Raw genomic sequence first — 22,658 nt, forward strand, 5'->3', positions numbered from 1 at the left:
CAGCGCCCACACGCGCGCGCGCGTAGGAGCTGCCGCAGGCTGCGATCTTTTGATCTTCAACCCTTCACTTCCTTCACTTCCTTCAAATGCTTGTACACCGTCGCCCGACCCATGTTCAGCACGTTGGCCACGTAATTGGAGGCGCTTTTGCCCTTGAACGCGCCTTCGGCGTGCAGGGCCAGCACCAGTTCGCGTTTATGCTCGCGGGTCAGCAGGTTGAGGCTCAACTGACGTTCACGCAGCCATGCGTGCAGGAAGGTGTTGATGCGTTCCTGCCAGTCATCCCGAAACAATGAGTCCGGTTGCGCAATCACTTTGCTCGGTGACAGGAACAGATCCAGCGCGGCCTTGGCGTTTTCGAACAGCGAGATATTCAGGTTGATGCACAACACGGCCAGCGGTTGACCGTTGCCGTCGCGCAGCACACTGCTCAGGCTGCGGATTTTCTGGCCGTCCCAGTTGAGCTTTTCGTAGGGACCAATGTTCCGTTCGCTGACCTCTTCACTGAGCATGTCTTCCAGTGCCGCATCGTCGCCCACTTCACGCTTGGACAGGTTGTTGGCGATGTAGTCGATCTTTTGCGTACGCAGGTCGTGCAGCACCACCTCGGCGTGGGGGTAAAACAGCGTGGCGATAGCATCGGCAATCGCCCGGAAGTTATCCAGGGCGGGGTCTTGTCGAGGTGGTGTCATAGGGTGTTGCTCCAGGCGGCGTTCAGCGCCCTATCGAAAAGGGCGCTGGGAGTTTGCCGCAATCGAGGTGGATCGTCACCTGAGGGCGCGTTAACCGAGGCGAGCGGGATCGAGCATGGCGGCGCTCAGGCCAAAGCGTGTCAGCTGTTCCGGCAAGGCATCGCCACGCGCCAGTGCGGCAGCGGCCTGGCCCATGGCCGGCGATGTCTGGATCCCGTACCCGCCTTGGGCCGCGACCCAGAACAGGCCGGGCACCTGCTGATCGAAGCCGCACAGCAGATCGCCGTCGCTGACGAAGCTGCGCAACCCGGCCCAGGTGCGGGTCGGACGGCGAATGGTCAGGGTAGTGGCTTCCTCGATCTGGTAAATACCCATGGCGATGTCCAGCTCTTCGGGCTGCACGTCGTGGGGCTCGACCGGGTCGGCGTTGGCCGGGGAGCCGAGGAACATCCCGGCATCCGGTTTCATGTAAAACGACTCGTCGAGACTGACCAGCATTGGCCAGTCATGAATATCCACCCCTTCGGGACCGGCGAAGATAAACGCCGCCCGGCGCTTGGGTTGCAGGCCGATCGCCTTGGCCCCGGCCATCTCGCCGATTTTGTCGGCCCAGGCGCCTGCCGCATTGATCACCACTGGAGCGCTGAAGGTTTGTCTGGCGGTTTCAACCTGCCACTGACCTTGAGCATCACGGCTCAGGCTCAGCACTTCGCAATCGGTATGAATGTCACCCTGATTGCGCCGGATGCCCCGCAGGTACCCCTGATGCAGGGCGTCGGTGTCGATATCGCTGGCGCTGGGGTCGTAGATCGCACCGTGGACCTTTTCCCGGCGCAGGATCGGCAACCGCGCACAGGCCTCGTCGGCGCTGAGCAGCTGCATCTCTGGCACGCTGGCCTTGGCGCTCAGGTATTGATTGTTCAGCTCTTCGGGGTCGCCGGTGAAATCCACGGTCATTTCCCCGCGCGGAGTCAGCAGCGGGTGCTCACAGAAACCCGCTGGCGGCGCATCGAAGAAGTCCCGGCTGGCCAGGGTCAATGCGCGGACCTGGGACGTGCCATAGGCGGCGGTGTACAAGGCGGCGGAACGCCCGGTGGAGTGATAGGCCGGATGCGATTCGCGCTCTAGCACAATCACCCGAGCGTGACGCGACAGCCAGTAACCGGTGGACGCACCGGCGATACCACCGCCGATGATGATGAAATCTGCCTGGGTCATGGGGTTCTCCTGGAAATTGTGAGCCTGAGTCTGGCGGGCATTTTGTGATGAGGGGGCTTGCCCCGGCTGGAGCGCGAAGCGGTCCTGAAATCAGGCAACGGGTTCGTTCAGTTAAAACCCATGTGCCGGTTTTACGACTGCTTCGCAGCCGAGCGGGGGCAAGCCCCCTCGCCACAGGGGACCGCGCCCTGCCTGGTGTTAGCTATTGCGCTGCAAATGGTAGAGCGCATTGGCCAGTGCGATGTCTTCCAGGCCCAGGCCGATGGAGCGGAAGAACACGTGACGGTCGTAGGCCGGACGCGGTGTCTGTTCGCTGAGCAGCTCCGGCAGATCGCCGCGAATGGCGCTTTTATCCCAGCCATGCTGCTCGCTGGCGATCAGCATTTCTCCAGCCGAGCCAGGAGTGGTCTGACGATAGTCGCAATAAACCTGCATTTCATTCAGGGCGTGCGGCGGCACTTCGTGAGCTCGCGGGGCATTGGTGCTGATCGAGGTGATCAGTGCCGGCTTGCTCAACGTAAGCGGATCGATCACCGGGCCAGCCGAAGAGGTGCAGAGCATGATTACGTCAGCGTCGCTGAGCGCTTCCTCACGGCTGGCAACGATCTGCAGGCGTGGATCAAGAGCGCGCAGTGAAGCGAGCGCTTGCGGACTTTTGCCCGCCAGGCCCGGCGAATAGAGGCTGATGCTTTGCCAGTCACGCAGGTTTTTCGCGTAGTGCAGGTGTGCCTGGGCTACAGGGCCGCTGCCAATGATGGCCAGGCGCTGGGCGTCAGGCGCGGCGAGCGCATCGACGGCCACCGCAGTGGTCGCGGCGGTGCGGGCGGTGGTCAGTTCTCCAGCGTCGCATAGCAGCAATGGCTGGCCGGTTTCCATCGACATCAACAACGTCCAGGCGGTTACCAGCGGGCCTTCGCTGCGCACGATATAGGGCGAGGTTTTCACCCCGTAGACGCGGTCTTCGGCCAACACCCCGAGGTAGTTGATGAAGTCGCCAGCGCCGTGGGGAAATTCCACCAGCTGCTGGGCAGGTTGCACCGCTTGCCCGGCGGCCAGGTCACGGAACAGCTTGCGCAGGATCTGCGGCACGTCGACGTGCTCGAGTAGCTGGCGGGCCTGGGCCTGGGCGATCACATAAGGCGTGCTGGACATGCGGATGCTCCCGTGGAAATGAATGTAAACTATTTTGTCTATTATGGACTTTTAGTTCTGGCTGACAATATCCAGACGAAAAAAAACGCAGGCCGTTTCCGGACTGCGTCTGTTTTATCGCGCCGGTTGTTACGGGCGCTTGCGCTCAACTGCGCGCAGCAGATGCGTGGGTGGCGTTTCGCAACTGATCTTGCGACCCAGTAGCGCCTCGATGGACGGTAGCTGATAGGAGTCATCTTCACCGGCAAAGCTGATCGACACACCGCTGGCGCCAGCCCGGCCGGTACGGCCGATGCGGTGCACATAATCGTCCGGTACTTCCGGCAGGGTGAAGTTGATCACGTGGCTGATGCCGTCGATGTGAATCCCGCGACCGGCGACATCGGTGGCGACCAGTACGCGAATCTTGCCTTCGCGAAAGCCTTCCAGGGTTTTGATGCGCTTGTGCTGCGGCACGTCGCCGGACAGCTGCGCGGCGTTGACGCCGTCACGCACCAGACGTTCTTCGATGCGCCGCACTTCATCCTTGCGGTTGGCGAAGACCATCACCCGTTCCCAGCCGTTGTCGTTCACCAGGTTGTAGAGCAGCTTGTATTTATCGCTGCCGGCGACGGCATAGATGTGCTGCTCGACCATGTCGCTGGCGACGTTGATCGCTTCGATTTCGACAATGGCCGGGTCGGTGGTCCATTGCTTGGCCAGGTTCATCACGTCTTCAGTGAAGGTCGCGGAGAACAGCAGCGTCTGACGCTCGTTTTTCGGTGGGGTCTGGCGAATGATCTGACGCACTTGTGGGATGAAACCCATGTCGAGCATGCGGTCAGCTTCGTCGAGCACCATCACTTCGACCATGTCGAGGTGGACATCACCGCGCTGGTTGAAGTCCAGCAGGCGGCCGGGGGTGGCCACGAGGATGTCGCAGTGGCGGGCTTCGAGGTGCTTGAGTTGCTTGTCGAAGTCCATGCCGCCGACGAACGTCATGACGTTCAGTCCGGTGTATTTGGTCAGGTCGGCCGCGTCCTTGGCGATCTGGACCACCAGTTCGCGGGTCGGAGCGATGATCAGCGCCCGTGGTTCACCCATGTAACGCTCTTTGGGCGGCGGGGTCTGCAACAGCTGGGTGATGATCGAGATCAGGAACGCGGCGGTTTTACCGGTGCCGGTCTGGGCCCGTCCGATGGCGTCCAGACCCTTGAGGGTAAAGCCCAGCACCTCGGCCTGGATCGGCGTGCAGTACGGGAAACCCAGGTCCTGGATCGCATGCATCAGTTCGGGTGCAAGTTTGAAATCGTGGAAGCGGGTTTTGCCTTCCTGGGGTTCGACGACGAAATCTTCGAGTTTCCAGGGCTTGACTGGCGGTTTCGGCGCGCGTTGGCGGCGAGGTTGCGCAGGTTTGGGTTCTTCGCTGCGCGGTTGCTCGCAGGCAGGAGCCGCTGCAGGTTGGGCGACGGCAGTGCTCGCCGGCTCTTTTTCAGGTACGGCACCAGACACTGCGCGACCCGGCTGTTTAGCGTCGGTGCGGTGGCCGGAGCCGTGGGAAGGTGCAATAGAACCAGGTGCGAGCTGCTCAGCCTCGCGTTTACCGAACATTTTCTTGAGTGCTTTGAGCACGGTCATCTCATCAAATTGGTTAAGTGCCGGGCAGTGTAATGCAAGAATTGGGCGCGGCGTAGTTCATTGGTCATACGGCTACAGGTAGTTTCAGTTTTCAACGCAAACGTTCGGCGAGCCAGACGCCAATGTCGCGAATTTCTTCGGGTAACACTTCGTGGCCCATTGGGTATTCCTGCCATGTCACGGTGACATCAAGTCGTTTCAAATGCTCGTAAGCGGTTCGGCCCATGGCGTTTTGTACGACCTCATCGTAATGACCGTGCAGGCAATAGACCGGAATTCGCTGTTGGCTGGCGGACAATTGCAGGTCGTCACTGAAGCTCGGTGCATAAGTGGAGAGGGCAACTACGCCACCCAATGGTCCTTGCCACTTCAAAAAGGCGGTGTGCAGAACCACCGCGCCACCCTGGGAAAAACCGGCAAGAAAAATCCGCGAGGCGTCTATTCCGCTGGCGCGCTGTTCTTCAATCACATTGACCAGCGTTTGCGCGGACTCATCCAGCTGCTCGCGGTTGATCGCCCGGGCCGGGCTCATGGCCAGAATGTCGTACCAGCTGGGCATCTCGTAACCGCCATTGATGGTCACGGCGCGGGTCGGTGCCTGAGGCAAAACGAAACGGGTGGTCAGCAGCATTTCTTGCAGCGCTTCGGCCACCGGCAGGAAATCGTAGCGGTCGGCGCCCAGGCCGTGGAGCCAGATCACACAGGCGTCGACGGGCTTGCTGGGTTGAAGAATCAAGGTCTGAGTCATGTTTGCTCCAATATTGTGCGTGCGCGCACATTGTGTGCTCGGTCGGCGTGCGCGTCCGGTTGATCAGTTACGAAGATGTCGCAAGGCTGCAAGTTTTGCTATTGACCTGTCACTGAAACGCTTTAGCGGCCGGTATGGTACGGCCTTTGCTATGGAAAAAGCTGTGCAGTAATCCTGCGCCGAGCGGTAACACTATCAGTCTACCTTCGGTTGTGGGATAGCAAAAAAATCCGGTGATGGACGTTCGCCAAAGGCCGCTACGGGCTTCGCGAACATGAAAGGGCTACAGCCCGTTCGGCCGATTGGTGAGAAGTGAGTTTTCCATTCTATGGATTTTCTCCTACTAGACTCATAGCGAAGGTCTTACGCCGCTTGACCCTGATAAAAGCCAACACGGGTCAACAGCGCCTCATAAGGGTGCGGCAAGGCTCAAGCTCCGACACAACAAGAGCAAAAACTGGAGGTTTGAATGAAGATGTTGAAATCCACCCTGGCTATCGTGACTGCGGCCGCAGTGCTCGGTGTCAGTGGGTTCGCTCAGGCGGGTGCAACCCTGGATGCAGTGCAGAAAAAAGGCTTCGTACAGTGTGGCGTGAGTGACGGTCTGCCGGGCTTCTCGGTACCGGACGCAACGGGCAAGATCCTCGGGATCGACGCCGACGTTTGCCGCGCCGTGGCCGCTGCCGTATTCGGTGACGCGACCAAGGTCAAATTCAGCCAGTTGAACGCCAAGGAGCGCTTCACCGCGCTGCAATCCGGCGAAATCGACGTGCTGTCGCGTAACACCACCTGGACCAGTTCCCGCGACTCGGGCATGGGCCTGGTGTTTGCCGGTGTGACTTACTACGATGGCATCGGCTTTCTGGTAAACAACAAGCTGGGCGTCAAGAGCGCTAAAGAACTCGACGGCGCAACCATCTGCATTCAAGCCGGTACCACTACCGAGCTGAACGTTTCCGACTTCTTCCGCGGCAACGGTCTGAAATACACCCCGATCACTTTCGACACCTCCGATGAAAGCGCCAAGTCGCTGGAATCCGGTCGTTGCGACGTACTGACCTCCGACAAATCCCAGCTCTACGCACAGCGCAGCAAGCTGGCGAGCCCGACCGACTATGTCGTGCTGCCAGAAACCATTTCCAAGGAGCCGCTGGGCCCGGTAGTGCGTAAAGGCGACGAAGAGTGGTTCAGCATCGTCAAGTGGACCCTGTTCGCCATGCTCAATGCCGAAGAAATGGGTATCACTCAGAAAAACGTCGAAGCCGAAGCCAAAGCCACCAAGAACCCGGACGTTGCACGTCTGCTGGGTGCTGACGGTGAATACGGCAAGGATCTGAAGCTGCCCAAAGACTGGGTTGTGCAGATCGTCAAGCAAGTGGGCAACTACGGTGAAGTGTTCGAGAAAAACCTCGGCAAAAGCACTCCACTGGCCATCGACCGCGGGCTGAACGCTCTGTGGAACAACGGCGGCATTCAATACGCACCACCAGTGCGCTGATGGTTCTATCACCCGGTGGGCCGACCACCGGGTGATGTTCTGTTCCATTATTTCTGGGGCACTTCATGCAAAATTCAATCGGCGCACCAAAGCAGAGGCTCAGCCTCAGCGATCCACGAGTGCGTGCGTGGGCATTTCAGATCATCACGATTGTCGCGGTGGTCTCGATGGGCTGGTATCTGTTCGATAACACCCAAACCAACCTTCAACACCGGGGCATTACCTCCGGTTTCGACTTTCTCGAGCGCAGCGCCGGATTCGGCATCGCTCAGCACCTGATCGACTACACCGAATCGGACAGCTATGCCCGGGTGTTTGTCATCGGCCTGCTCAATACCCTGCTGGTGACCTTTATCGGCGTCATCCTGGCGACGATCCTCGGCTTCATTGTCGGCGTTTCCCGGCTGTCGCAGAACTGGATCATCAGCAAGCTGGCGACCGTCTACGTCGAGGTCTTCCGCAACATTCCACCGCTGCTGCAGATTCTGTTCTGGTACTTCGCGGTATTCCTGACCATGCCGGGGCCGCGCAACAGTCATAACTTCGGCGATACCTTCTTCGTCAGCAGCCGTGGCCTGAACATGCCGGCAGCCCTGACCGCCGACGGGTTCTGGCCGTTCATTGCGAGTATCGGGGTGGCGATCGTTGCCATCGTGCTGATGTGCCGCTGGGCCAACAAGCGTTTCGAAGCGACCGGTGAACCGTTCCACAAGTTCTGGGTTGGCCTGGCGCTGTTCCTGCTGATCCCTGCACTGTGCGCGCTGATCTTTGGCACTCCGTTGCACTGGGAAATGCCGAAGCTGCAAGGCTTCAATTTTGTCGGTGGCTGGGTGTTGATCCCGGAACTGCTGGCCTTGACCCTGGCCCTGACGGTGTACACCGCGGCGTTCATCGCCGAGATCGTGCGTTCGGGGATCATGTCGGTCAGCCATGGCCAGACCGAAGCGGCCCGTTCCCTCGGCCTGCGCAATGGTCCGACCCTGCGCAAGGTGATCATTCCGCAAGCGCTGCGGGTAATCATTCCGCCGCTGACCAGCCAATACCTGAACCTGGCGAAGAACTCCTCGCTGGCTGCCGGTATCGGCTATCCGGAAATGGTCTCGCTGTTTGCCGGTACGGTGCTGAACCAGACCGGGCAGGCGATCGAGGTCATTGCCATCACCATGAGCGTGTACCTGGCGATCAGCATCAGCATTTCCCTGCTGATGAACTGGTACAACAAGCGCATTGCGCTGATCGAGCGGTGAGGAAGCGTACATGACGACTCATATTTTCAAACCCGACATGCCACCCCCTCACAGCAGCATCGGTATCGTGGCGTGGATGCGGGCGCACATGTTCTCCAGCTGGCTCAACACCCTGCTGACACTGTTCGCGTTCTACCTGATCTGGCTGGTTGTACCGCCGATCCTGAGCTGGGCGATTCTCGATGCCAACTGGGTCGGCACCACGCGCGCCGACTGCACCAAGGAAGGCGCCTGCTGGGTGTTCATCCAGCAGCGCTTCGGCCAGTTCATGTACGGCTACTATCCGACCGACTTGCGCTGGCGGGTCGACCTGACCGTGTGGCTGGCGGTGATTGGCGTGGCGCCGTTGTTCATCTCGCGCTTCCCGCGCAAGGCGATCTACGGCCTGGGCTTTCTGGTGCTCTACCCGATCATTGCCTACACCTTGCTGCACGGTGGCTGGTTCGGTCTGAGCGAAGTACCAACCAGCCAATGGGGTGGCCTGATGCTGACCCTGGTGATCGCCACGGTTGGTATTGCCGGCGCATTGCCGCTGGGGATCATGCTGGCGCTGGGGCGTCGCTCGAACATGCCGGCGATTCGAGTGGTCTGCGTGACCTTCATCGAGTTCTGGCGTGGCGTGCCATTGATCACTGTGCTGTTCATGTCCTCGGTGATGCTGCCGTTGTTCCTGCCCGAAGGCATGAACTTCGACAAGTTGCTGCGGGCGCTGATCGGGGTGATTCTGTTCCAGTCGGCCTACGTGGCCGAAGTGGTGCGCGGTGGTCTGCAGGCGATTCCCAAAGGTCAGTACGAAGCGGCAGCGGCGATGGGCCTCGGTTACTGGCGTAGCATGGGCCTGGTGATTCTGCCGCAAGCCTTGAAGCTGGTGATCCCTGGCATCGTCAACACCTTCATTGCGCTGTTCAAGGACACGAGCCTGGTGATCATCATCGGCCTGTTCGACCTGCTCAACAGCGTCAAACAAGCCGCCGCCGACCCGAAATGGCTGGGCATGGCCACCGAAGGCTATGTGTTCGCAGCCCTGGTGTTCTGGATTTTCTGTTTTGGTATGTCCCGCTATTCCATGCATTTGGAACGCAAGCTGGACACAGGCCACAAGCGTTAGGAGTTGAGTCATGAGCGAAGCGATTAAACAGCCTGTGAGCTCTGAAGGCATTATTCAGATGCAGGGCGTGAACAAGTGGTACGGCCAGTTCCACGTTTTGAAAGATATCAACCTGAACGTCAAGCAGGGCGAGCGTATCGTTCTGTGCGGGCCGTCCGGTTCCGGCAAGTCGACCACCATTCGTTGCCTCAATCGTCTGGAAGAACACCAGCAGGGTCGCATCGTGGTCGATGGCGTGGAACTGACCAACGACCTCAAGCAGATCGAAGCAATCCGTCGTGAAGTCGGCATGGTGTTCCAGCACTTCAACCTGTTCCCGCACCTGACCATCCTGCAGAACTGCACGCTGGCGCCGATGTGGGTGCGCAAGATGCCCAAGCGCAAGGCCGAAGAAATTGCCATGCACTACCTGGAGCGCGTGCGCATTCCAGAGCAGGCGCACAAGTATCCGGGGCAGTTGTCCGGTGGTCAGCAACAGCGCGTGGCGATTGCCCGGGCACTGTGCATGAAGCCGAAAATCATGCTGTTCGATGAGCCGACTTCAGCCCTCGATCCAGAGATGGTGAAAGAGGTTCTGGACACCATGATCGGCCTGGCCGAAGACGGTATGACCATGCTCTGCGTGACCCACGAAATGGGCTTTGCCCGCACCGTGGCCAACCGGGTGATCTTCATGGACAAGGGCGAAATCGTCGAACAGGCTCCACCGAACGACTTCTTCGACAACCCACAGAACGATCGCACCAAGCTGTTCCTGAGCCAGATCCTGCATTGACAGGTTAGTGGCAACATCAATAAACCCGGCCATGTGCCGGGTTTATTTTTGAATTTTTTGACGACCACCATCCCCGGTCGGGCCCACACCAAACCTCGTAGGAGCTGCCGCAGGCTGCGATCTTTTGATTTTTACGTCAGCCTGGAAACTCCTTTAACCGCTGAAAAGATCGCAGCCTGCGGCAGCTCCTACAGTTGTGCCAGTCGATAAAGCTGACTAACATGTCAGAAAATTCATCCTATGATTGGATGAAAGGGCGAACCCTATGTCAGATATTTCTCCATTAATTAAGCGATCTTTGGTCGATCAGGCCCTGGAGCAGTTTCGCTCGCGCATCAACAACGGCACCTGGACCATCGGCCAGCGCTTGCCCACCGAGCCGGAGCTGGCGCTTGAGTTGGGCATCAGCCGCAATACCGTGCGTGAGGCCATGCGCGTGTTGGCGTTTTCCGGGTTAATCGAGATTCGCCAGGGCGACGGCAGCTACCTGCGGGCGGTGGTCGATCCGCTGGATACGATGAAGGCGTTGACCCGTTGTTCCCACGAGCAGGCCCGGGAGACCCGGCACATTCTTGAAGTCGAGGCCATCGGCCTGGCAGCGCTGCGGCGCACCGATGAAGACCTCAAGACGCTGCATGAAGCCCTTGGGGTCAGTGGCAGCCACTACCACGGCGATCTCGACAGCTACATCGCCTGCGATCTGGTGTTTCATCGACGCCTGGTGGATGCCGCGCACAACCCGACCCTGAGCGAGTTGTACCGCTACTTTTCCAGCATTGTCGGCGCGCACTTGCGCCAGACCCTGAGCATCGCGCCGCGGCGCCAGGAAGTGTTCGACCTGCATATCGAACTGCTCAATGCCGTCGAGCAACGCGACCCGGAACGGGCCAAGGCCATTTGCCGGACGCTGATCAATGAACCTTGAAACCGGAAACTCCATGTCCGATAACGCCCCGCAGGCGACCAGTAACAGCATGACCCGAACCAGACGCAAGGCGGAAATCGAAGAGCTGTTGATCGACGCCGAAGCCGATGACGACGTAGTCCAGCAAAGCCATCCGCTGCTGCACCGTCCGTGGCTGTTGCTGTTGGGCTTGATTCTAGTGGCGTTGAACCTGCGCCCGGCGCTGTCGAGCATGGCGCCGTTGCTCAGCGATGTATCAAAAAATCTCGGTCTGTCGGCGGCGCAAGCGGGTTTGCTGACCACCTTGCCGGTGTTGTGCCTCGGCCTGTTCGCCCCGCTGGCGCCGATTCTGGCGCGACGATTCGGTGCCGAGCGGGTGGTCCTGGGCATCCTGCTGACCCTGGCGGGCGGGATCCTGTTGCGCAGTTCGTTCGGTGAAACCGGCTTGTTTGCCGGCAGCATCCTGGCCGGTGCCAGTATCGGTGTTATCGGCGTGTTACTGCCGGGCATCGTCAAACGCGATTTCGCCAGACATGCCGGGACCATGACCGGGGTCTACACCATGGCGCTGTGCCTGGGCGCGGCCATGGCGGCGGGGGCGACGGTGCCGCTGAGCCAGCATTTCGAGGGTGGCTGGACGATGGGCCTGGGCTTCTGGATGCTGCCTGCACTGGTTGCTGCGGCGTTCTGGTTGCCACAAGTCAGGCACAAACACGGTGTCCACCACATGGCTTATCGGGTACGCGGACTGTTGCGTGATCCGTTGGCCTGGCAAGTGACGCTGTATATGGGCCTGCAATCCTCGCTGGCGTACATCGTCTTCGGCTGGTTGCCATCGATCCTGATCGGCCGTGGCCTGACGCCGACGCAGGCGGGGCTAGTGTTGTCCGGTTCGGTCATCGTCCAGTTGGCCAGTTCGCTGGCCGCGCCATGGCTGGCAACCCGTGGCAAAGACCAGCGGCTGGCGATAGTGGTCGTAATGGCGCTGGTGCTGGCGGGTCTGTTTGGCTGTTTATATGCGCCGCTTGAAGGACTCTGGGGTTGGGCGATTGTGCTCGGTCTTGGGCAGGGCGGGGCGTTCAGTCTGGCACTGACCCTGATCGTCTTGCGTTCGCGCGATGCTCATGTCGCGGCAAACCTGTCGGGCATGGCCCAGGGCATCGGCTACACCCTGGCGTCCATGGGCCCGCTCGCTGTCGGTCTAGTGCATGACCTGACTGGCGGCTGGACCGCGCTGGGCTGGATCTTCGCAATAGTCGGTATCGCCGCGATCCTCGCCGGTCTCGGTGCCGGGCGCTCGTTGTACGTCCAGGTCGAAAGCGAAAAGGTCTGACGCAGTCGCACTGTCGGTATTGCTGTCACGAATGCCGATAGTCTTCAGTGCATTTGCCAACTATCGTGCAGGTTATCCTTTCGATCCATCGGAGCCTGCCCATGAGTGAAGCCCACAGCGCATTGATCACTGAGTTCTATAAAGCTTTCCAGCGGCTGGATGCCGAGGCCATGAGCGCCTGCTACACCGAGGACGTGGTGTTCAGTGATCCGGCGTTTGGCGAGTTGCGCGGGCGCGATGTCGGCGACATGTGGCGCATGTTGACCACTCGGGCCAAAGACTTCACCCTGACCTTCGACAACGTGCGCAGTGACGAGCGCACCGGCAGCGCTCATTGGGTGGCAACCTACCTGTTCAGCCAGACCGGGAATATCGTGGTCAACGATATCCAGGCGCGCTTCGTTTTTCGCGACGGCAAGATCTGTGAGCACCGCGACCAGTTCGATTTGTGGCGCTGGTCGAGGCAGGCGCTGGGCATCAAAGGTCTGTTGCTGGGCTGGACGCCATGGGTGGGAAACGCCGTCCGGACGCAAGCGTTGAAAGGTTTGAGGGCGTTCCAGACCAGTCGCTAAAGGTTGGCCTCTGTTAAGATCGCCGCTGGTTTTCATCACACCAAGATCGTCACGTGAACAGTAGCGTCCCCACCTCCATTAACAGCGTCGAAGCCCAGACTCCGGTCAGCAAACCGTGGTTTGTCTATCTGGTGCGCGCGGCCAATGGCTCACTCTATTGCGGGATCAGCGATGATCCGCTGCGGCGGTTCGCCACCCATCAGAGTGGCAAGGGCGCGCGCTTTTTCCTGTCGAGCCCGGCGGTGGCCCTGGTCTACACGGAGATGTGCCGCGACAAGGGTGAAGCCCTGCGTCAGGAGCGCCTGATCAAAAAACTCAAGAAAAGCGCCAAGGAATGCCTGGTGGCCAGTGCCTCGGCAGGCGCATCAAGCTAAGTTCAACGCTCTCATCTCGTTACCGATTGATTCGGATGTGAATAAAAACATTGAATTTATTCATATCCGTACTAGTCTGAAGTCAGTATTCAACGAGTCGGGAGATGAACGCATGAGGACTTCAACCGCTCACCAGGTCGACCAGAGCCTCGATTCGCCGCAAGCGGGCCGGGTAGCCCTGGCATTCTTCTTCAATCTCATGGAGCTTTGGGGTTGCACGACGGATGAACAGCGAACGTTGTTGGGAAAGGTCGGAAACACCACGTTCTACAAGTACAAGCGCCTTCCGGATGTACGCTTGCCCCATGACACGCTTGAGCGGATTTCCTATCTGATGGGGATTCACAAGGCGCTGAGCATCATCTTCAGCAACAACCGCGAACGCGTCTACAAGTGGGTCAGCAGCCCCAATACTGCCGCGCCCTTCAACGGCCGGACGGCGCTCGAGTACATGCTCGGCGGTCGGGTGGTGGATATTGCCGATGTTCGCCGCTATCTCGATGGAGTACGCGGTTGATGCAGCCACCGTTGCAAATGCCTGAGTGGGACCGCGCTTATCGAATCGTCAACAGCGCCTTTCCACCCATCAGCCTGTTTGAAGACGTCCTCGATCCGGCAGATCTGCAAACCGCTTATTTGCTGGAAGCCCTGACCAATGATCGGCTCAGGGAAGAGGCTGGCGAACTCTCCCGCGTCCGGCCAGAAGACCGGATTTGCGGGCCAGGCTCAACCCCGGTGATGGCGGCATTTACCCATATCGGCAAGCCCGGCCGATTCACCGATGGTTCCTACGGTGTGTATTACGCCGCCAGCAGCCGGGCCGCAGCCATTGCCGAGACCCGATTTCATCAGGCGCGATTCCTCGCCGCGACTAACGAGCCCGACATCGAGTTGACCTTGCGTACCTACGTCAACCAGGTGGTAAAACCCATGCATGATCTGCGCAGCGGCTACCCGCAATTACACGATGCGGACCCGGCCAACTATAGCCCGGCCCAGGCATTCGGCAGAACCTTGCGTGAAGCGCAGTCCTGGGGGCTGCTCTACAACAGCGTTCGACTGCCCGGCCATGAGTGTGTGGCAGCTTTGCGCCCCCCCGCCGTGTCGATCCCGTTGCAGGGCAAGCATCTGCGTTATGTGTGGGATTCGGGCCGCCAGGAAATCTCGGTGGTGTTCGAGATCAACCCGCTTTGATTTGAACAAGGCGCCCATCAGCCGCCTGCTTATCAATCTGCCTGATAAGTGCCCATCAGGCAGATGTGTAGGCTGCTTACCTTTTGCGCGTTAAGCTGGTTGTTCCTATTCAGCCGGCGGACTGCAGCATGTCAGAGTTGATTCTTCACCATTACTCCACGTCGCTTTTTGCGGAAAAAGCCCGTCTTTTGCTGGGGTTCAAGGGGCTGTCCTGGCGCTCGGTAAACATCCCGCCGGTGATGCCCAAGCCGGATCTGACGGCGTTGACCGGCGGCTATCGCAAGACTCCGGTGCTACAGGTCGGCGCCGATATTTACTGCGATACCGCATTGATCGCCCGTCGCCTCGAACAGGAAAAATCCTCGCCAGCGCTGTTTCCGGAAGGCAAGGAGCTGGTGGTCGCGGCTTTTGCGGCCTGGGCTGATTCAGTGGTGTTCCAGCACGCGGTGAGCCTGGTGTTCCAGCCGGAATCGATAGCCGTACGCTTCGCCAGAATGGCACCTGAAGCCATTGAGTACTTTGTCGCTGACCGTGCAGGCTTGTTCGCGGGTGGCAGTGCCACGCGGTTATCGGCAGCGCAGGCCAAGCATCAATGGCCAACAATCATGGGGCGGCTCGAGCAACAGCTGCAAAGAGAAGAGGGGGACTTCCTGTTCGGTGAGCCGTCGATTGCCGACTTCGCCCTGGCACACAGCCTGTGGTTCCTCAAGGCAACACCAGTGACTGCGCCCTTTGTCGACAGTTATCCGGCGGTCTCCTCGTGGCTGGCTCGGGTATTGAGCTTCGGCCATGGCGCCTCCAACGAAATGAGCTCGAGCGAAGCCCTGGAAATTGCCCGCCAGGCCGAGCCGGCAGCCTTGCCCGATGAAGTCTTCCACGACCCGAATGATTTCAAGGCAGGCCAGCAGGTGACGATTGCCGCGACCGACTATGGCGTCGACCCGGTTACCGGCGAGTTGCTGTTTGCCGGCAGCGAGGAATTGATCCTGCGCCGTGAGGATGAGCGCGGCGGGCTGGTGCATGTGCACTTTCCACGGTTCGGGTTTCGCATTGAAGCACTCGCGTAGGAGCTGCCGAAGGCTGCGATCTTTGATCCTGGCGTCCGTCCGGGCAACGCATTGTCCGCCGAAAAGATCGCAGGCTACGCCAGCTCCTACGCCGACCGCGGTTACCCGTCGGTTCGCCGATCCCCTGTAGGAGCTGCCGCAGGCTGCGATCTTTTGATCTTTGCGTCCGTCCAGGCAACGCATTGTCCGCCGAAAAGATCGCAGGCTACGCCAGCTCCTACGCCGATCGCGCTTGCCCGTCGGCTCGCCGATCCCCTGTAGGAGCTGCCGCAGGCTGCGATCTTTTGATCCTGGCGTCCGTCCAGGCAACGCATTGTCCGCCGAAAAGATCGCAGGCTACGCCAGCTCCTACGCCGACCGCGGTTACCCGTCGGTTCGCCGATCCCCTGTAGGAGCTGCCGCAGGCTGCGATCTTTTGATCTTTGCGTCCGTCCAGGCAACGCATTGTCCGCCGAAAAGATCGCAGGCTACGCCAGCTCCTACGCCGACCGCGGTTACCCGTCGGTTCACCGATCCCCTGTAGGAGCTGCCGCAGGCTGCGATCTTTTGATCCTGGCGTCCGTCCGGGCAACGCATTGTCCGCCGAAAAGATCGCAGGCTACGCCAGCTCCTACGCCGACCGCGGTTGCCCGTCGGCTCGCCGATCCCCTGTAGGAGCTGCCGCAGGCTGCGATCTTTTGATCCTGGCGTCCGTCCAGGCAACGCATTGTCCGCCGAAAAGATCGCAGGCTACGCCAGCTCCTACGCCGACCGCGGTTACCCGTCGGCTCGCCGATCCCCTGTAGGAGCTGCCGCAGGCTGCGATCTTTTGATCCTGACGTCCATCCGGGCAACGCATTGTCCGCCGAAAAGATCGCAGGCTACGCCAGCTCCTACGCCGACCGCGCTTGCCCGTCGGCTCGCCGATGCCTTGTAGGAGCTGCCGCAGGCTGCGATCTTTTGATCCTGACGTCCATCCGGGCAACGCATTGCCCGCCGAAAAGATCGCAGCCTACGCCAGCTCCTACAATGCTGTCAGGATAGCCTCAGGGCTGTAACCCCGGATCAAGGTGCCGTTGACATCCAGCAGGGGAATGCCGCGTCCACCCAGGGCCTCGTAGGCCTTGCGTGCTTCGGCATTCTTCTCGATGTCGAACTCGCTGTACGGGATGCCGTTCTGATCAAGGAAGCGCCGGGTCAGCGTGCAGTAGCCACACCAGTCAGTGGCATAGAGCACGACCCTGGCGTTGGCCTGGGTCTGTTCGGACACTAGCGTCTGCGGGTTGAACAGCCGTTCGATCTTGCCCCGGTTCTGGTAAACCACGACCACCAGCAGGATCAGCAGGAATTTCTTCAGCATCCCGTTCAACATCAGTTGCGACGCTTGAGCTGGTCGGTCAGTTGAGTCGGCAGGCCCTTGATGATCAGCGTTCCGGCTTCTTCGTCGTATTCGATCTTCGAGCCCAGCAGGTGCGCTTCGAAGCTGATGGACAAACCCTCGGCGCGGCCGGTGAAGCGGCGGAACTGGTTGAGGGTGCGTTTATCCGCCGGGATTTCCGGCGACAGGCCGTAGTCCTTGTTGCGGATGTGATCGTAGAAGGCTTTCGGACGCTCTTCGTCGATCAGCTCGGACAATTCCTCCAGCCCCATCGGCTCGCCCATTTTCGCCTGACTGCTGGCGTAATCCACCAGAGTCTTGGTCTTTTCCCGGGCGGACTCTTCCGGCAGGTCTTCGCTTTCGACGAAGTCGCTGAAGGCCTTGAGCAGCGTGCGGGTCTCGCCCGGACCGTCGACGCCTTCCTGGCAGCCGATGAAGTCGCGGAAGTACTCCGAGACTTTCTTGCCATTCTTGCCCTTGATGAACGAGATGTACTGCTTGGATTGCTTGTTGTTCTGCCACTCGGAGATGTTGATGCGCGCCGCCAGGTGCAACTGGCCCAGATCGAGGTGGCGGGACGGGGTCACGTCCAGCTCGGCGTTCACCGCCACGCCTTCGCTATGGTGCAGCAAGGCGATGGCCAGGTAGTCGGTCATGCCTTGCTGGTAGTGGGCAAACAACACATGGCCGCCCACCGAGAGGTTGGACTCTTCCATCAGTTTTTGCAGGTGTTCGACCGCGACACGGCTGAATGCAGTGAAATCCTTGCCGCCGTCCAGGTATTCCTTCAGCCAGCCGCTGAAGGGGTGCGCCCCGGATTCCGCGTGGAACAAGCCCCAGGCTTTGCCTTGCTTGGCGTTGTAACTCTCGTTGAGGTCGGCAAGCATGTGCTCGATGGCCGCCGATTCCGCCAGTTCGGAGTCGCGAGCGTGGAGAACTGCAGGAGTGCCGTCGGGTTTTTTGTCGATCAGGTGGACGATGCAATGACGGATCGGCATGGGCTTCTCGGCAGGTTGAATGGGGAGGGTCGAGCTCCCCGAAAAAGCGCCCAGTGTACCGCACCTGCTGGTTTTGGCGCTGGCCGACAGGCGTTTTGGGCCTGTCGGAGCGCAGTTATGCAAATTTTTACGGTTTTAGTGCGATAAAGCTGACCAAATGGGTAGGTAGAGGCGGATATTTCCCCGTCTCTGTGCTAGTTTTGCCCGGTCTTGCGCCCAGTAAAGGCGTAAAGCGTGCATTCAGCATTTGTCAGGTCGAACCAAACCCTGAATTTGTTATCTACATCCCCGATTAGTCGCGGTTTGTAATCGGGTGCCAGGTCCAGGCGACCTGGCTCGATGGCTGACACTGCACTCTGCAATCCAAATGAATTTGATAGGGAAGGAACACCACCATGGCTATGACTAAAGACCAACTGATCGCTGATATCGCTGAAGCCATCGACGCGCCGAAAACCACCGCGCGTAACGCTCTGGACCAACTGGGCCAAATCGTTGCTGATCAATTGGAAAATGGCGGCGAAATCACTCTGCCAGGTATCGGCAAGCTGAAAGTGACCGAGCGTCCTGCCCGTACTGGCCGTAACCCATCGACTGGCGCTGCCATCGAAATCGCTGCCAAGAAAGTTATCAAGCTGGTTGTGGCTAAAGGCCTGACCGACGCTGTTAACAAGTAAAACGCAGTAAAAAAACCGTGCTCCGGAGCAATCCGGGCACGGTTTTTTTTCGTCTCCGATAATGCGCTTCGTGATGACTGCCCTGGTTCCATCCTCCGACTTCGATCTCTGAGCTTGCGTCCACGTCACTCCTGGTCGGGAAATTTGCGTTGTTGCAGAAAAAGCCGGCTCTTTTCCACTTGTTAAATTGCGCTCGGTGAGTGGACGCTAGAAAACCAATTACATTATGTCCAGGTTGCTGATAATACAACTGTCAATGTTGACAGTAGACGTTGGTTGGCTTCTGCTGTTTAATTTTTGAAGGGTTGGATATGAAGTTATTGTATTCTTATTTCGAACCTGAAGTCGCTGGTCACGGGGTGGCGATTGATTGAAATTAATTATGGAGAATGAATATGTCTAGTGAAGTTGAATTGCCAGATGTCGTATTTTTGCATACTGTTGGGGGGAAGATTAGTTGTAGTAGTATTCAGGCGACAGGTGGGAAAGGAGCTTTGGCCAGGATTCCCCGGTTTTCTGAAATGTACCTCGGCATGAAAATCTCTCTGCATTGGTCGGCCCAGTCGAGCGATCCGGATGGTGCGGATGTCAAAGCAAAATTTGATTTTATGCTGGTCGAATTACGGGATGTTGACGTTTTGATTAGGCCCTATCTTGAGTATTTAGGCACGGTTAGACAAGGTACTGGTGAGGCCTATTATACGTTTGTGGATAGCGCAGGTTGGAATCATGTATCGCAACGCAGTTCTGTGTTGCTTGATTTTAGAAGTGCAGCTCCTGGGGGTATTTGTACGTTTCCGGAAAACTGACCAAAGGTGAAAATATTGCCCATGAGTTATGGGCAATATTTTGAAGAGGTTACAGCTTTCGATAAGCTATAAAGTCGGTTAATGAGTTAACTTCTGCTTTTACTTGTTTGTTGTTGCCCATCGTTCCTTGCCCCATGCTTGTTGCTGCGCTTTGGTCTGGAAGGTCCAGGCGACGAAGCGGCTCTGCTTCTGGCCCTGGGACATCTCCACCACCTGGCTCTCCAATACACCGGCCTTTTTCAGCGCAGTCTGGATCGCCGGCAGGTTCGAGGCTTTCGACACCAGCGTGCTGAACCACAGCACTTTTTGCTGAAAATGCGCGCTCTCGGCAATCAGTTGCGTCACAAACCGTGCTTCGCCGCCTTCACACCACAGTTCGGCCGATTGACCGCCGAAATTCAGCACCGGCAGTTTGCGTTTCGGATCGGCGCGGCCCAGGGCGCGCCATTTGCGCTCGCTGCCACGGGTGGCTTCGTCCATGGAGGCGTGGAAGGGCGGGTTGCACATGGTCAGGTCAAACCGGTCGCCGGGTTCGAGCAAGCCCAACAGGATCTGCTTGGGGTTGGTTTGCAGGCGCAAGTTGATGGCTTTGTTCAGACCGTTGGACTGGATAATGGCTTTGGCCGCGGCGATGGCCTTGGGGTCGACTTCCGAACCGAGGAAGTGCCAGCGGTAATCGCTGTAGCCGATCAACGGATAGACGCAGTTGGCGCCCATGCCGATGTCCAGCACCTTGACCGGAGCGCCGCGAGGGATCACGCCTTCGTTGACGCTGGCCAGCAGGTCGGCGAGGAAATGCACGTAGTCGGCACGACCTGGAACCGGCGGGCACAGGTAGTCGGCCGGAATATCCCAATGGGCGATGCCATAAAACGACTTGAGCAAAGCCCGGTTGAACACCCGAACCGCGTCCGGACTGGCAAAGTCGATACTTTCCTTGCCATAAGGGTTGATGATCACGAACTGCGCCAGCTCCGGCGTGGTTTTGATCAGCTGGGCGAAGTCGTAACGGCCCTGGTGGCGATTGCGCGGATGCAGGGTGGCCTTCTCGCGGGGCTCGACGGCTTTGGCCGGGGTTGCAGGTTTGGGCTTCTTGCGCGGTGCTTTGGGGGTGCTGGGGGCGGTCATGGGGGACGTCGATTCTGGGGTTGGGCTCAAAGTGGCGGGTATTGTCCCATATCTTGCGAGAGCATGCGGCGGAACACGTCCCATGGTCCGCCACCGGTCGCTTAGACACATCAATCGAGCTATGGAGTAATGACGAAATCCGTCGGGGAGACAGCAAAGAAAATATTGTTTTCGCAGCTCACACGAAGTCGCGCCTTCACTGTGTTCACTTGCGCAAGCATTATATTGGCACTTCCATTATTGATTAGTCCGGCAGCCAAGGGAGGCTCCAGATAGCTGTAACCGCCATCGACTGACAGATGTACGGCAACCCTCCAGCAAAAGATAGGTTCGACATGGGTCTGTGCCACCTCCCAGCGAATGGGATAGCTCTGGCCTGCTTTCCAGTGTACGGACTTGCTAGGTTCCGTTACGGCGAATGCTGTGCCTGTGTCAAGGACCGTGACCTGAAAATGGGCTCTGGCGGTGGTTGCATGCTCTTTCACGTTGTCCCGCACCGTCAGTATGAAGTTCAATGGTCGCGTCTTTTTTGGATACAGCGCGCCTGGACCTGTTGGCACGTCTTTCACTACAACGGGGAGGGGCGGGAAGGTTCGTTCATTCGATGGCATTGGTGGTTCAGACCAAGAAAGATTGCCATACCCTGGATCCTCATTTACATCGTCAGCTAGAGGTCCATTGATCGGATCCCATGCGTATGTCAGTGTTGCGTTGGGATTTTCATGTCGCACAGTTGCTGACAGTCTAAACGGAGTGTCTGCGGGAATTGCTTGGTAAGGGATCGGCAGGGAGGTGGGATCAATCCACGGCGCCCTGTTTGGATTTAACTCTCTGGTGGCACATTGACCACCAAGGGATTGAAGCCATACATGCATTTCTTCAAGGGATAAGGCATGGAAGTACTGATTCCTCCCCGGACGCCGAGTATCCATTATTTGCTTACCATCGTTGATATGATGAGCGCCGAGTTTGTGCCCGAACTCGTGCACGGAGGTCTCAAGGAAGCTCGATGAGTTAACCGGATCGGGATTCCCTGAGTGCCCATAAGCCGTATGCTTTTTAGGTTGGGACGTATCTCCCTCGGGTACGCAAGTGTTGCCGACCCCTCCCGCAGCGCCGCCATTTGCAATAGTGTTGAACATAAAGCCCGTGTCATAAGCGGTCTTTCCGACGATCTCTTCCAGCAGCTTTCTGTTTGCTTCGTGCCAGTCCCACTCATCGTTGGTAGGATCCAGGGCAGGGTCGGTCAAGATCAATTTGTCATTTTGAGCAATCAACGTGAAGTGCACCCCCAGATCGTTTTCAAACACCCGATTCATCTGGTTGACCGTGCTGACCACACCAAACAGACCGTCTTCGACAGTACCCCCGAACGCGAATGTGAACCCGCTGGTCGCCGTTATCGCGACTCGGAAGTCATAGAGAATGCTTGTCCCGAGCGTGCCGGATCTCTGTACGGGTATCGTGTTGTTTTGCGCAGCGACGGATGTCCCGACGTCTAATTCGGTCGGTTGTTTTCCCGGTGGTAAATCAAGTTGACGAAAACTCCAGTAACGGGATGCTACTTTTCCATACGGTAGAGCCTTGCTCTGTGCGTCCCAGGCACGCTGAACCAGCCATATTTCCTGCCCATCCGCAATGGAAGCGCGTAGCGAAGTGCTAGACAGGTCGAGTCTGACCAAGCGATTTTTGTTATCTCTCCCCCTGAAACTGAGTAAGTTCGGGAACCGCTCGGCGAGTTCGGCAGGCATGACCCCTGAATCGGTCAGACTGAATTGGCTGAAATCGCCTCCGGGCAACGGTAGGCTTACCTGAAGCGATGATGCGCCCGCCGTGCTGGTGTTGGCCTTTGTGGTATCTGAAAGATATTGGTGAATGCCCTGCAGGTCCAGGTCGAGTGTTCGGTAACGTGAGGGAGGCCCCTTCTCAGTGTTCGACTCGGAGTGGGCTGTCGTTGAACTGGCCGACTTAGAATCGCGCCAGAAACTCTCGGTATCCTGGGCGGTGGCTGGCAGTATCGAAACGTTGCTGATGCACAGGGCAACCAAACAGGTCTTAAGTAGTGCCGCGAGCATCCGCAGGGACATGGTATGAGCCTCAGGCGTTCTCCATCGTCCAATACTCTGCAGCTGAATGTGGAAGGGGCGATACTGTAATAAATGACAGTTATTTAGACCGTTTTGGTTTGAT

Annotated in this window: 22 protein-coding genes; 13 read left to right on the forward strand and 9 right to left on the reverse strand. The window is 58.5% G+C overall.

Annotation, left to right across the window (positions count from 1 at the left end):
• Positions 1 to 56: 56 nt before the first annotated feature.
• The 5 genes from AC3IUA_RS05700 to AC3IUA_RS05720 form a co-directional block, all read right to left on the reverse strand.
• On the reverse strand, positions 57 to 692 hold the full coding sequence (locus tag AC3IUA_RS05700) for a helix-turn-helix transcriptional regulator (protein ID WP_489359534.1): 636 nt from the start codon (positions 690 to 692) through the stop codon (positions 57 to 59).
• A gap of 90 nt (positions 693 to 782) precedes the next feature.
• Complete coding sequence (locus AC3IUA_RS05705; RefSeq protein WP_489359535.1) at positions 783 to 1,910, reverse strand: NAD(P)/FAD-dependent oxidoreductase; 1,128 nt, start codon at positions 1,908 to 1,910, stop codon at positions 783 to 785.
• Positions 1,911 to 2,108: 198 nt separating this feature from the next.
• Positions 2,109 to 3,062 carry an ornithine cyclodeaminase family protein gene (locus AC3IUA_RS05710; RefSeq protein WP_489359536.1) on the reverse strand — a complete coding sequence of 318 codons (954 nt, stop codon included), beginning with the start codon at positions 3,060 to 3,062 and terminating at the stop codon, positions 2,109 to 2,111.
• A gap of 129 nt (positions 3,063 to 3,191) precedes the next feature.
• Positions 3,192 to 4,679 (reverse strand): ATP-dependent RNA helicase RhlB, encoded by a 1,488-nt coding sequence (gene rhlB / locus AC3IUA_RS05715; protein WP_489359537.1) that lies wholly within the window; start codon positions 4,677 to 4,679, stop codon positions 3,192 to 3,194.
• A gap of 91 nt (positions 4,680 to 4,770) precedes the next feature.
• Positions 4,771 to 5,427 carry an alpha/beta hydrolase gene (locus AC3IUA_RS05720; protein ID WP_489359538.1) on the reverse strand — a complete coding sequence of 219 codons (657 nt, stop codon included), beginning with the start codon at positions 5,425 to 5,427 and terminating at the stop codon, positions 4,771 to 4,773.
• Positions 5,428 to 5,896: 469 nt separating this feature from the next.
• Here AC3IUA_RS05720 and AC3IUA_RS05725 point away from each other — a divergent pair, with 469 nt between their 5' ends.
• From AC3IUA_RS05725 to AC3IUA_RS05775, 11 genes are all read left to right on the forward strand, one after another.
• Entirely contained in the window at positions 5,897 to 6,925 is a 1,029-nt protein-coding gene (locus AC3IUA_RS05725; RefSeq protein ID WP_489359539.1) for an amino acid ABC transporter substrate-binding protein, read from the forward strand.
• A gap of 65 nt (positions 6,926 to 6,990) precedes the next feature.
• Positions 6,991 to 8,172, forward strand: coding sequence for an amino acid ABC transporter permease (locus AC3IUA_RS05730; protein WP_489359540.1), 1,182 nt, complete (start codon positions 6,991 to 6,993; stop codon positions 8,170 to 8,172).
• Between the two features lie 10 nt (positions 8,173 to 8,182).
• Positions 8,183 to 9,280, forward strand: a complete 1,098-nt coding sequence (locus tag AC3IUA_RS05735; protein ID WP_489359541.1) for an amino acid ABC transporter permease — start codon at positions 8,183 to 8,185, stop codon at positions 9,278 to 9,280.
• Positions 9,281 to 9,290: 10 nt separating this feature from the next.
• Positions 9,291 to 10,055 carry an amino acid ABC transporter ATP-binding protein gene (locus AC3IUA_RS05740; RefSeq protein WP_489359542.1) on the forward strand — a complete coding sequence of 255 codons (765 nt, stop codon included), beginning with the start codon at positions 9,291 to 9,293 and terminating at the stop codon, positions 10,053 to 10,055.
• Between the two features lie 265 nt (positions 10,056 to 10,320).
• Complete coding sequence (locus AC3IUA_RS05745; RefSeq protein ID WP_489359543.1) at positions 10,321 to 10,980, forward strand: FadR/GntR family transcriptional regulator; 660 nt, start codon at positions 10,321 to 10,323, stop codon at positions 10,978 to 10,980.
• The gene (locus AC3IUA_RS05750) at positions 10,970 to 12,292 is read left to right on the forward strand and encodes a CynX/NimT family MFS transporter (RefSeq protein WP_489359544.1); all 1,323 of its coding nucleotides are present in this window, start codon (positions 10,970 to 10,972) and stop codon (positions 12,290 to 12,292) included. Before AC3IUA_RS05745 ends, AC3IUA_RS05750 begins: the two co-directional genes overlap by 11 nt.
• A gap of 101 nt (positions 12,293 to 12,393) precedes the next feature.
• Positions 12,394 to 12,864: a nuclear transport factor 2 family protein gene (locus AC3IUA_RS05755; protein WP_489359545.1), complete on the forward strand. Its 471-nt coding sequence runs from the start codon at positions 12,394 to 12,396 to the stop codon at positions 12,862 to 12,864.
• 53 nt (positions 12,865 to 12,917) lie between these two features.
• Positions 12,918 to 13,238 (forward strand): GIY-YIG nuclease family protein, encoded by a 321-nt coding sequence (locus AC3IUA_RS05760; protein WP_489359546.1) that lies wholly within the window; start codon positions 12,918 to 12,920, stop codon positions 13,236 to 13,238.
• Positions 13,239 to 13,350: 112 nt separating this feature from the next.
• Entirely contained in the window at positions 13,351 to 13,755 is a 405-nt protein-coding gene (locus AC3IUA_RS05765) for an MbcA/ParS/Xre antitoxin family protein (protein WP_489359547.1), read from the forward strand.
• Positions 13,755 to 14,432 (forward strand): RES family NAD+ phosphorylase, encoded by a 678-nt coding sequence (locus tag AC3IUA_RS05770; protein WP_489359548.1) that lies wholly within the window; start codon positions 13,755 to 13,757, stop codon positions 14,430 to 14,432. Before AC3IUA_RS05765 ends, AC3IUA_RS05770 begins: the two co-directional genes overlap by 1 nt.
• A 128-nt stretch (positions 14,433 to 14,560) precedes the next feature.
• Positions 14,561 to 15,499 (forward strand): glutathione S-transferase family protein, encoded by a 939-nt coding sequence (locus AC3IUA_RS05775; protein ID WP_489359549.1) that lies wholly within the window; start codon positions 14,561 to 14,563, stop codon positions 15,497 to 15,499.
• Between the two features lie 1,003 nt (positions 15,500 to 16,502).
• Here AC3IUA_RS05775 and AC3IUA_RS05780 read toward each other — a convergent pair.
• Both AC3IUA_RS05780 and yejK read right to left on the reverse strand, forming a co-directional pair.
• Positions 16,503 to 16,850 carry a glutaredoxin family protein gene (locus tag AC3IUA_RS05780; RefSeq protein WP_489359550.1) on the reverse strand — a complete coding sequence of 116 codons (348 nt, stop codon included), beginning with the start codon at positions 16,848 to 16,850 and terminating at the stop codon, positions 16,503 to 16,505.
• Positions 16,850 to 17,854: a nucleoid-associated protein YejK gene (yejK, locus tag AC3IUA_RS05785; RefSeq protein ID WP_489359551.1), complete on the reverse strand. Its 1,005-nt coding sequence runs from the start codon at positions 17,852 to 17,854 to the stop codon at positions 16,850 to 16,852. Before yejK ends, AC3IUA_RS05780 begins: the two co-directional genes overlap by 1 nt.
• A 395-nt stretch (positions 17,855 to 18,249) precedes the next feature.
• Here yejK and AC3IUA_RS05790 point away from each other — a divergent pair, with 395 nt between their 5' ends.
• Together AC3IUA_RS05790 and AC3IUA_RS05795 are read left to right on the forward strand one after the other, a co-directional pair.
• The gene (locus AC3IUA_RS05790) at positions 18,250 to 18,531 is read left to right on the forward strand and encodes an HU family DNA-binding protein (RefSeq protein ID WP_150640524.1); all 282 of its coding nucleotides are present in this window, start codon (positions 18,250 to 18,252) and stop codon (positions 18,529 to 18,531) included.
• 395 nt (positions 18,532 to 18,926) lie between these two features.
• Entirely contained in the window at positions 18,927 to 19,340 is a 414-nt protein-coding gene (locus AC3IUA_RS05795) for a hypothetical protein (protein ID WP_489359552.1), read from the forward strand.
• Positions 19,341 to 19,439: 99 nt separating this feature from the next.
• Here AC3IUA_RS05795 and rlmF read toward each other — a convergent pair whose 3' ends face one another.
• Together rlmF and AC3IUA_RS05805 are read right to left on the reverse strand one after the other, a co-directional pair.
• Positions 19,440 to 20,468: a 23S rRNA (adenine(1618)-N(6))-methyltransferase RlmF gene (gene rlmF, locus AC3IUA_RS05800; protein WP_489359553.1), complete on the reverse strand. Its 1,029-nt coding sequence runs from the start codon at positions 20,466 to 20,468 to the stop codon at positions 19,440 to 19,442.
• Between the two features lie 119 nt (positions 20,469 to 20,587).
• On the reverse strand, positions 20,588 to 22,555 hold the full coding sequence (locus tag AC3IUA_RS05805; protein WP_489359554.1) for a reprolysin-like metallopeptidase: 1,968 nt from the start codon (positions 22,553 to 22,555) through the stop codon (positions 20,588 to 20,590).
• Positions 22,556 to 22,658: the final 103 nt, after the last annotated feature.

The organism is Pseudomonas sp. KH_050, assembly GCF_057838875.1.

Coding starts and splice junctions, on each gene's coding strand:
- AC3IUA_RS05700 (WP_489359534.1), bottom strand. CDS start 692: ATGACACCACCTCGACAAGACCCCGCCCTGGATAACTTCCGGGCGATT.
- AC3IUA_RS05705 (WP_489359535.1), bottom strand. CDS start 1,910: ATGACCCAGGCAGATTTCATCATCATCGGCGGTGGTATCGCCGGTGCG.
- AC3IUA_RS05710 (WP_489359536.1), bottom strand. CDS start 3,062: ATGTCCAGCACGCCTTATGTGATCGCCCAGGCCCAGGCCCGCCAGCTA.
- rhlB (WP_489359537.1), bottom strand. CDS start 4,679: ATGACCGTGCTCAAAGCACTCAAGAAAATGTTCGGTAAACGCGAGGCT.
- AC3IUA_RS05720 (WP_489359538.1), bottom strand. CDS start 5,427: ATGACTCAGACCTTGATTCTTCAACCCAGCAAGCCCGTCGACGCCTGT.
- AC3IUA_RS05725 (WP_489359539.1), top strand. CDS start 5,897: ATGAAGATGTTGAAATCCACCCTGGCTATCGTGACTGCGGCCGCAGTG.
- AC3IUA_RS05730 (WP_489359540.1), top strand. CDS start 6,991: ATGCAAAATTCAATCGGCGCACCAAAGCAGAGGCTCAGCCTCAGCGAT.
- AC3IUA_RS05735 (WP_489359541.1), top strand. CDS start 8,183: ATGACGACTCATATTTTCAAACCCGACATGCCACCCCCTCACAGCAGC.
- AC3IUA_RS05740 (WP_489359542.1), top strand. CDS start 9,291: ATGAGCGAAGCGATTAAACAGCCTGTGAGCTCTGAAGGCATTATTCAG.
- AC3IUA_RS05745 (WP_489359543.1), top strand. CDS start 10,321: ATGTCAGATATTTCTCCATTAATTAAGCGATCTTTGGTCGATCAGGCC.
- AC3IUA_RS05750 (WP_489359544.1), top strand. CDS start 10,970: ATGAACCTTGAAACCGGAAACTCCATGTCCGATAACGCCCCGCAGGCG.
- AC3IUA_RS05755 (WP_489359545.1), top strand. CDS start 12,394: ATGAGTGAAGCCCACAGCGCATTGATCACTGAGTTCTATAAAGCTTTC.
- AC3IUA_RS05765 (WP_489359547.1), top strand. CDS start 13,351: ATGAGGACTTCAACCGCTCACCAGGTCGACCAGAGCCTCGATTCGCCG.
- AC3IUA_RS05770 (WP_489359548.1), top strand. CDS start 13,755: ATGCAGCCACCGTTGCAAATGCCTGAGTGGGACCGCGCTTATCGAATC.
- AC3IUA_RS05775 (WP_489359549.1), top strand. CDS start 14,561: ATGTCAGAGTTGATTCTTCACCATTACTCCACGTCGCTTTTTGCGGAA.
- AC3IUA_RS05780 (WP_489359550.1), bottom strand. CDS start 16,850: ATGTTGAACGGGATGCTGAAGAAATTCCTGCTGATCCTGCTGGTGGTC.
- yejK (WP_489359551.1), bottom strand. CDS start 17,854: ATGCCGATCCGTCATTGCATCGTCCACCTGATCGACAAAAAACCCGAC.
- AC3IUA_RS05790 (WP_150640524.1), top strand. CDS start 18,250: ATGGCTATGACTAAAGACCAACTGATCGCTGATATCGCTGAAGCCATC.
- AC3IUA_RS05795 (WP_489359552.1), top strand. CDS start 18,927: ATGTCTAGTGAAGTTGAATTGCCAGATGTCGTATTTTTGCATACTGTT.
- rlmF (WP_489359553.1), bottom strand. CDS start 20,468: ATGACCGCCCCCAGCACCCCCAAAGCACCGCGCAAGAAGCCCAAACCT.
- AC3IUA_RS05805 (WP_489359554.1), bottom strand. CDS start 22,555: ATGTCCCTGCGGATGCTCGCGGCACTACTTAAGACCTGTTTGGTTGCC.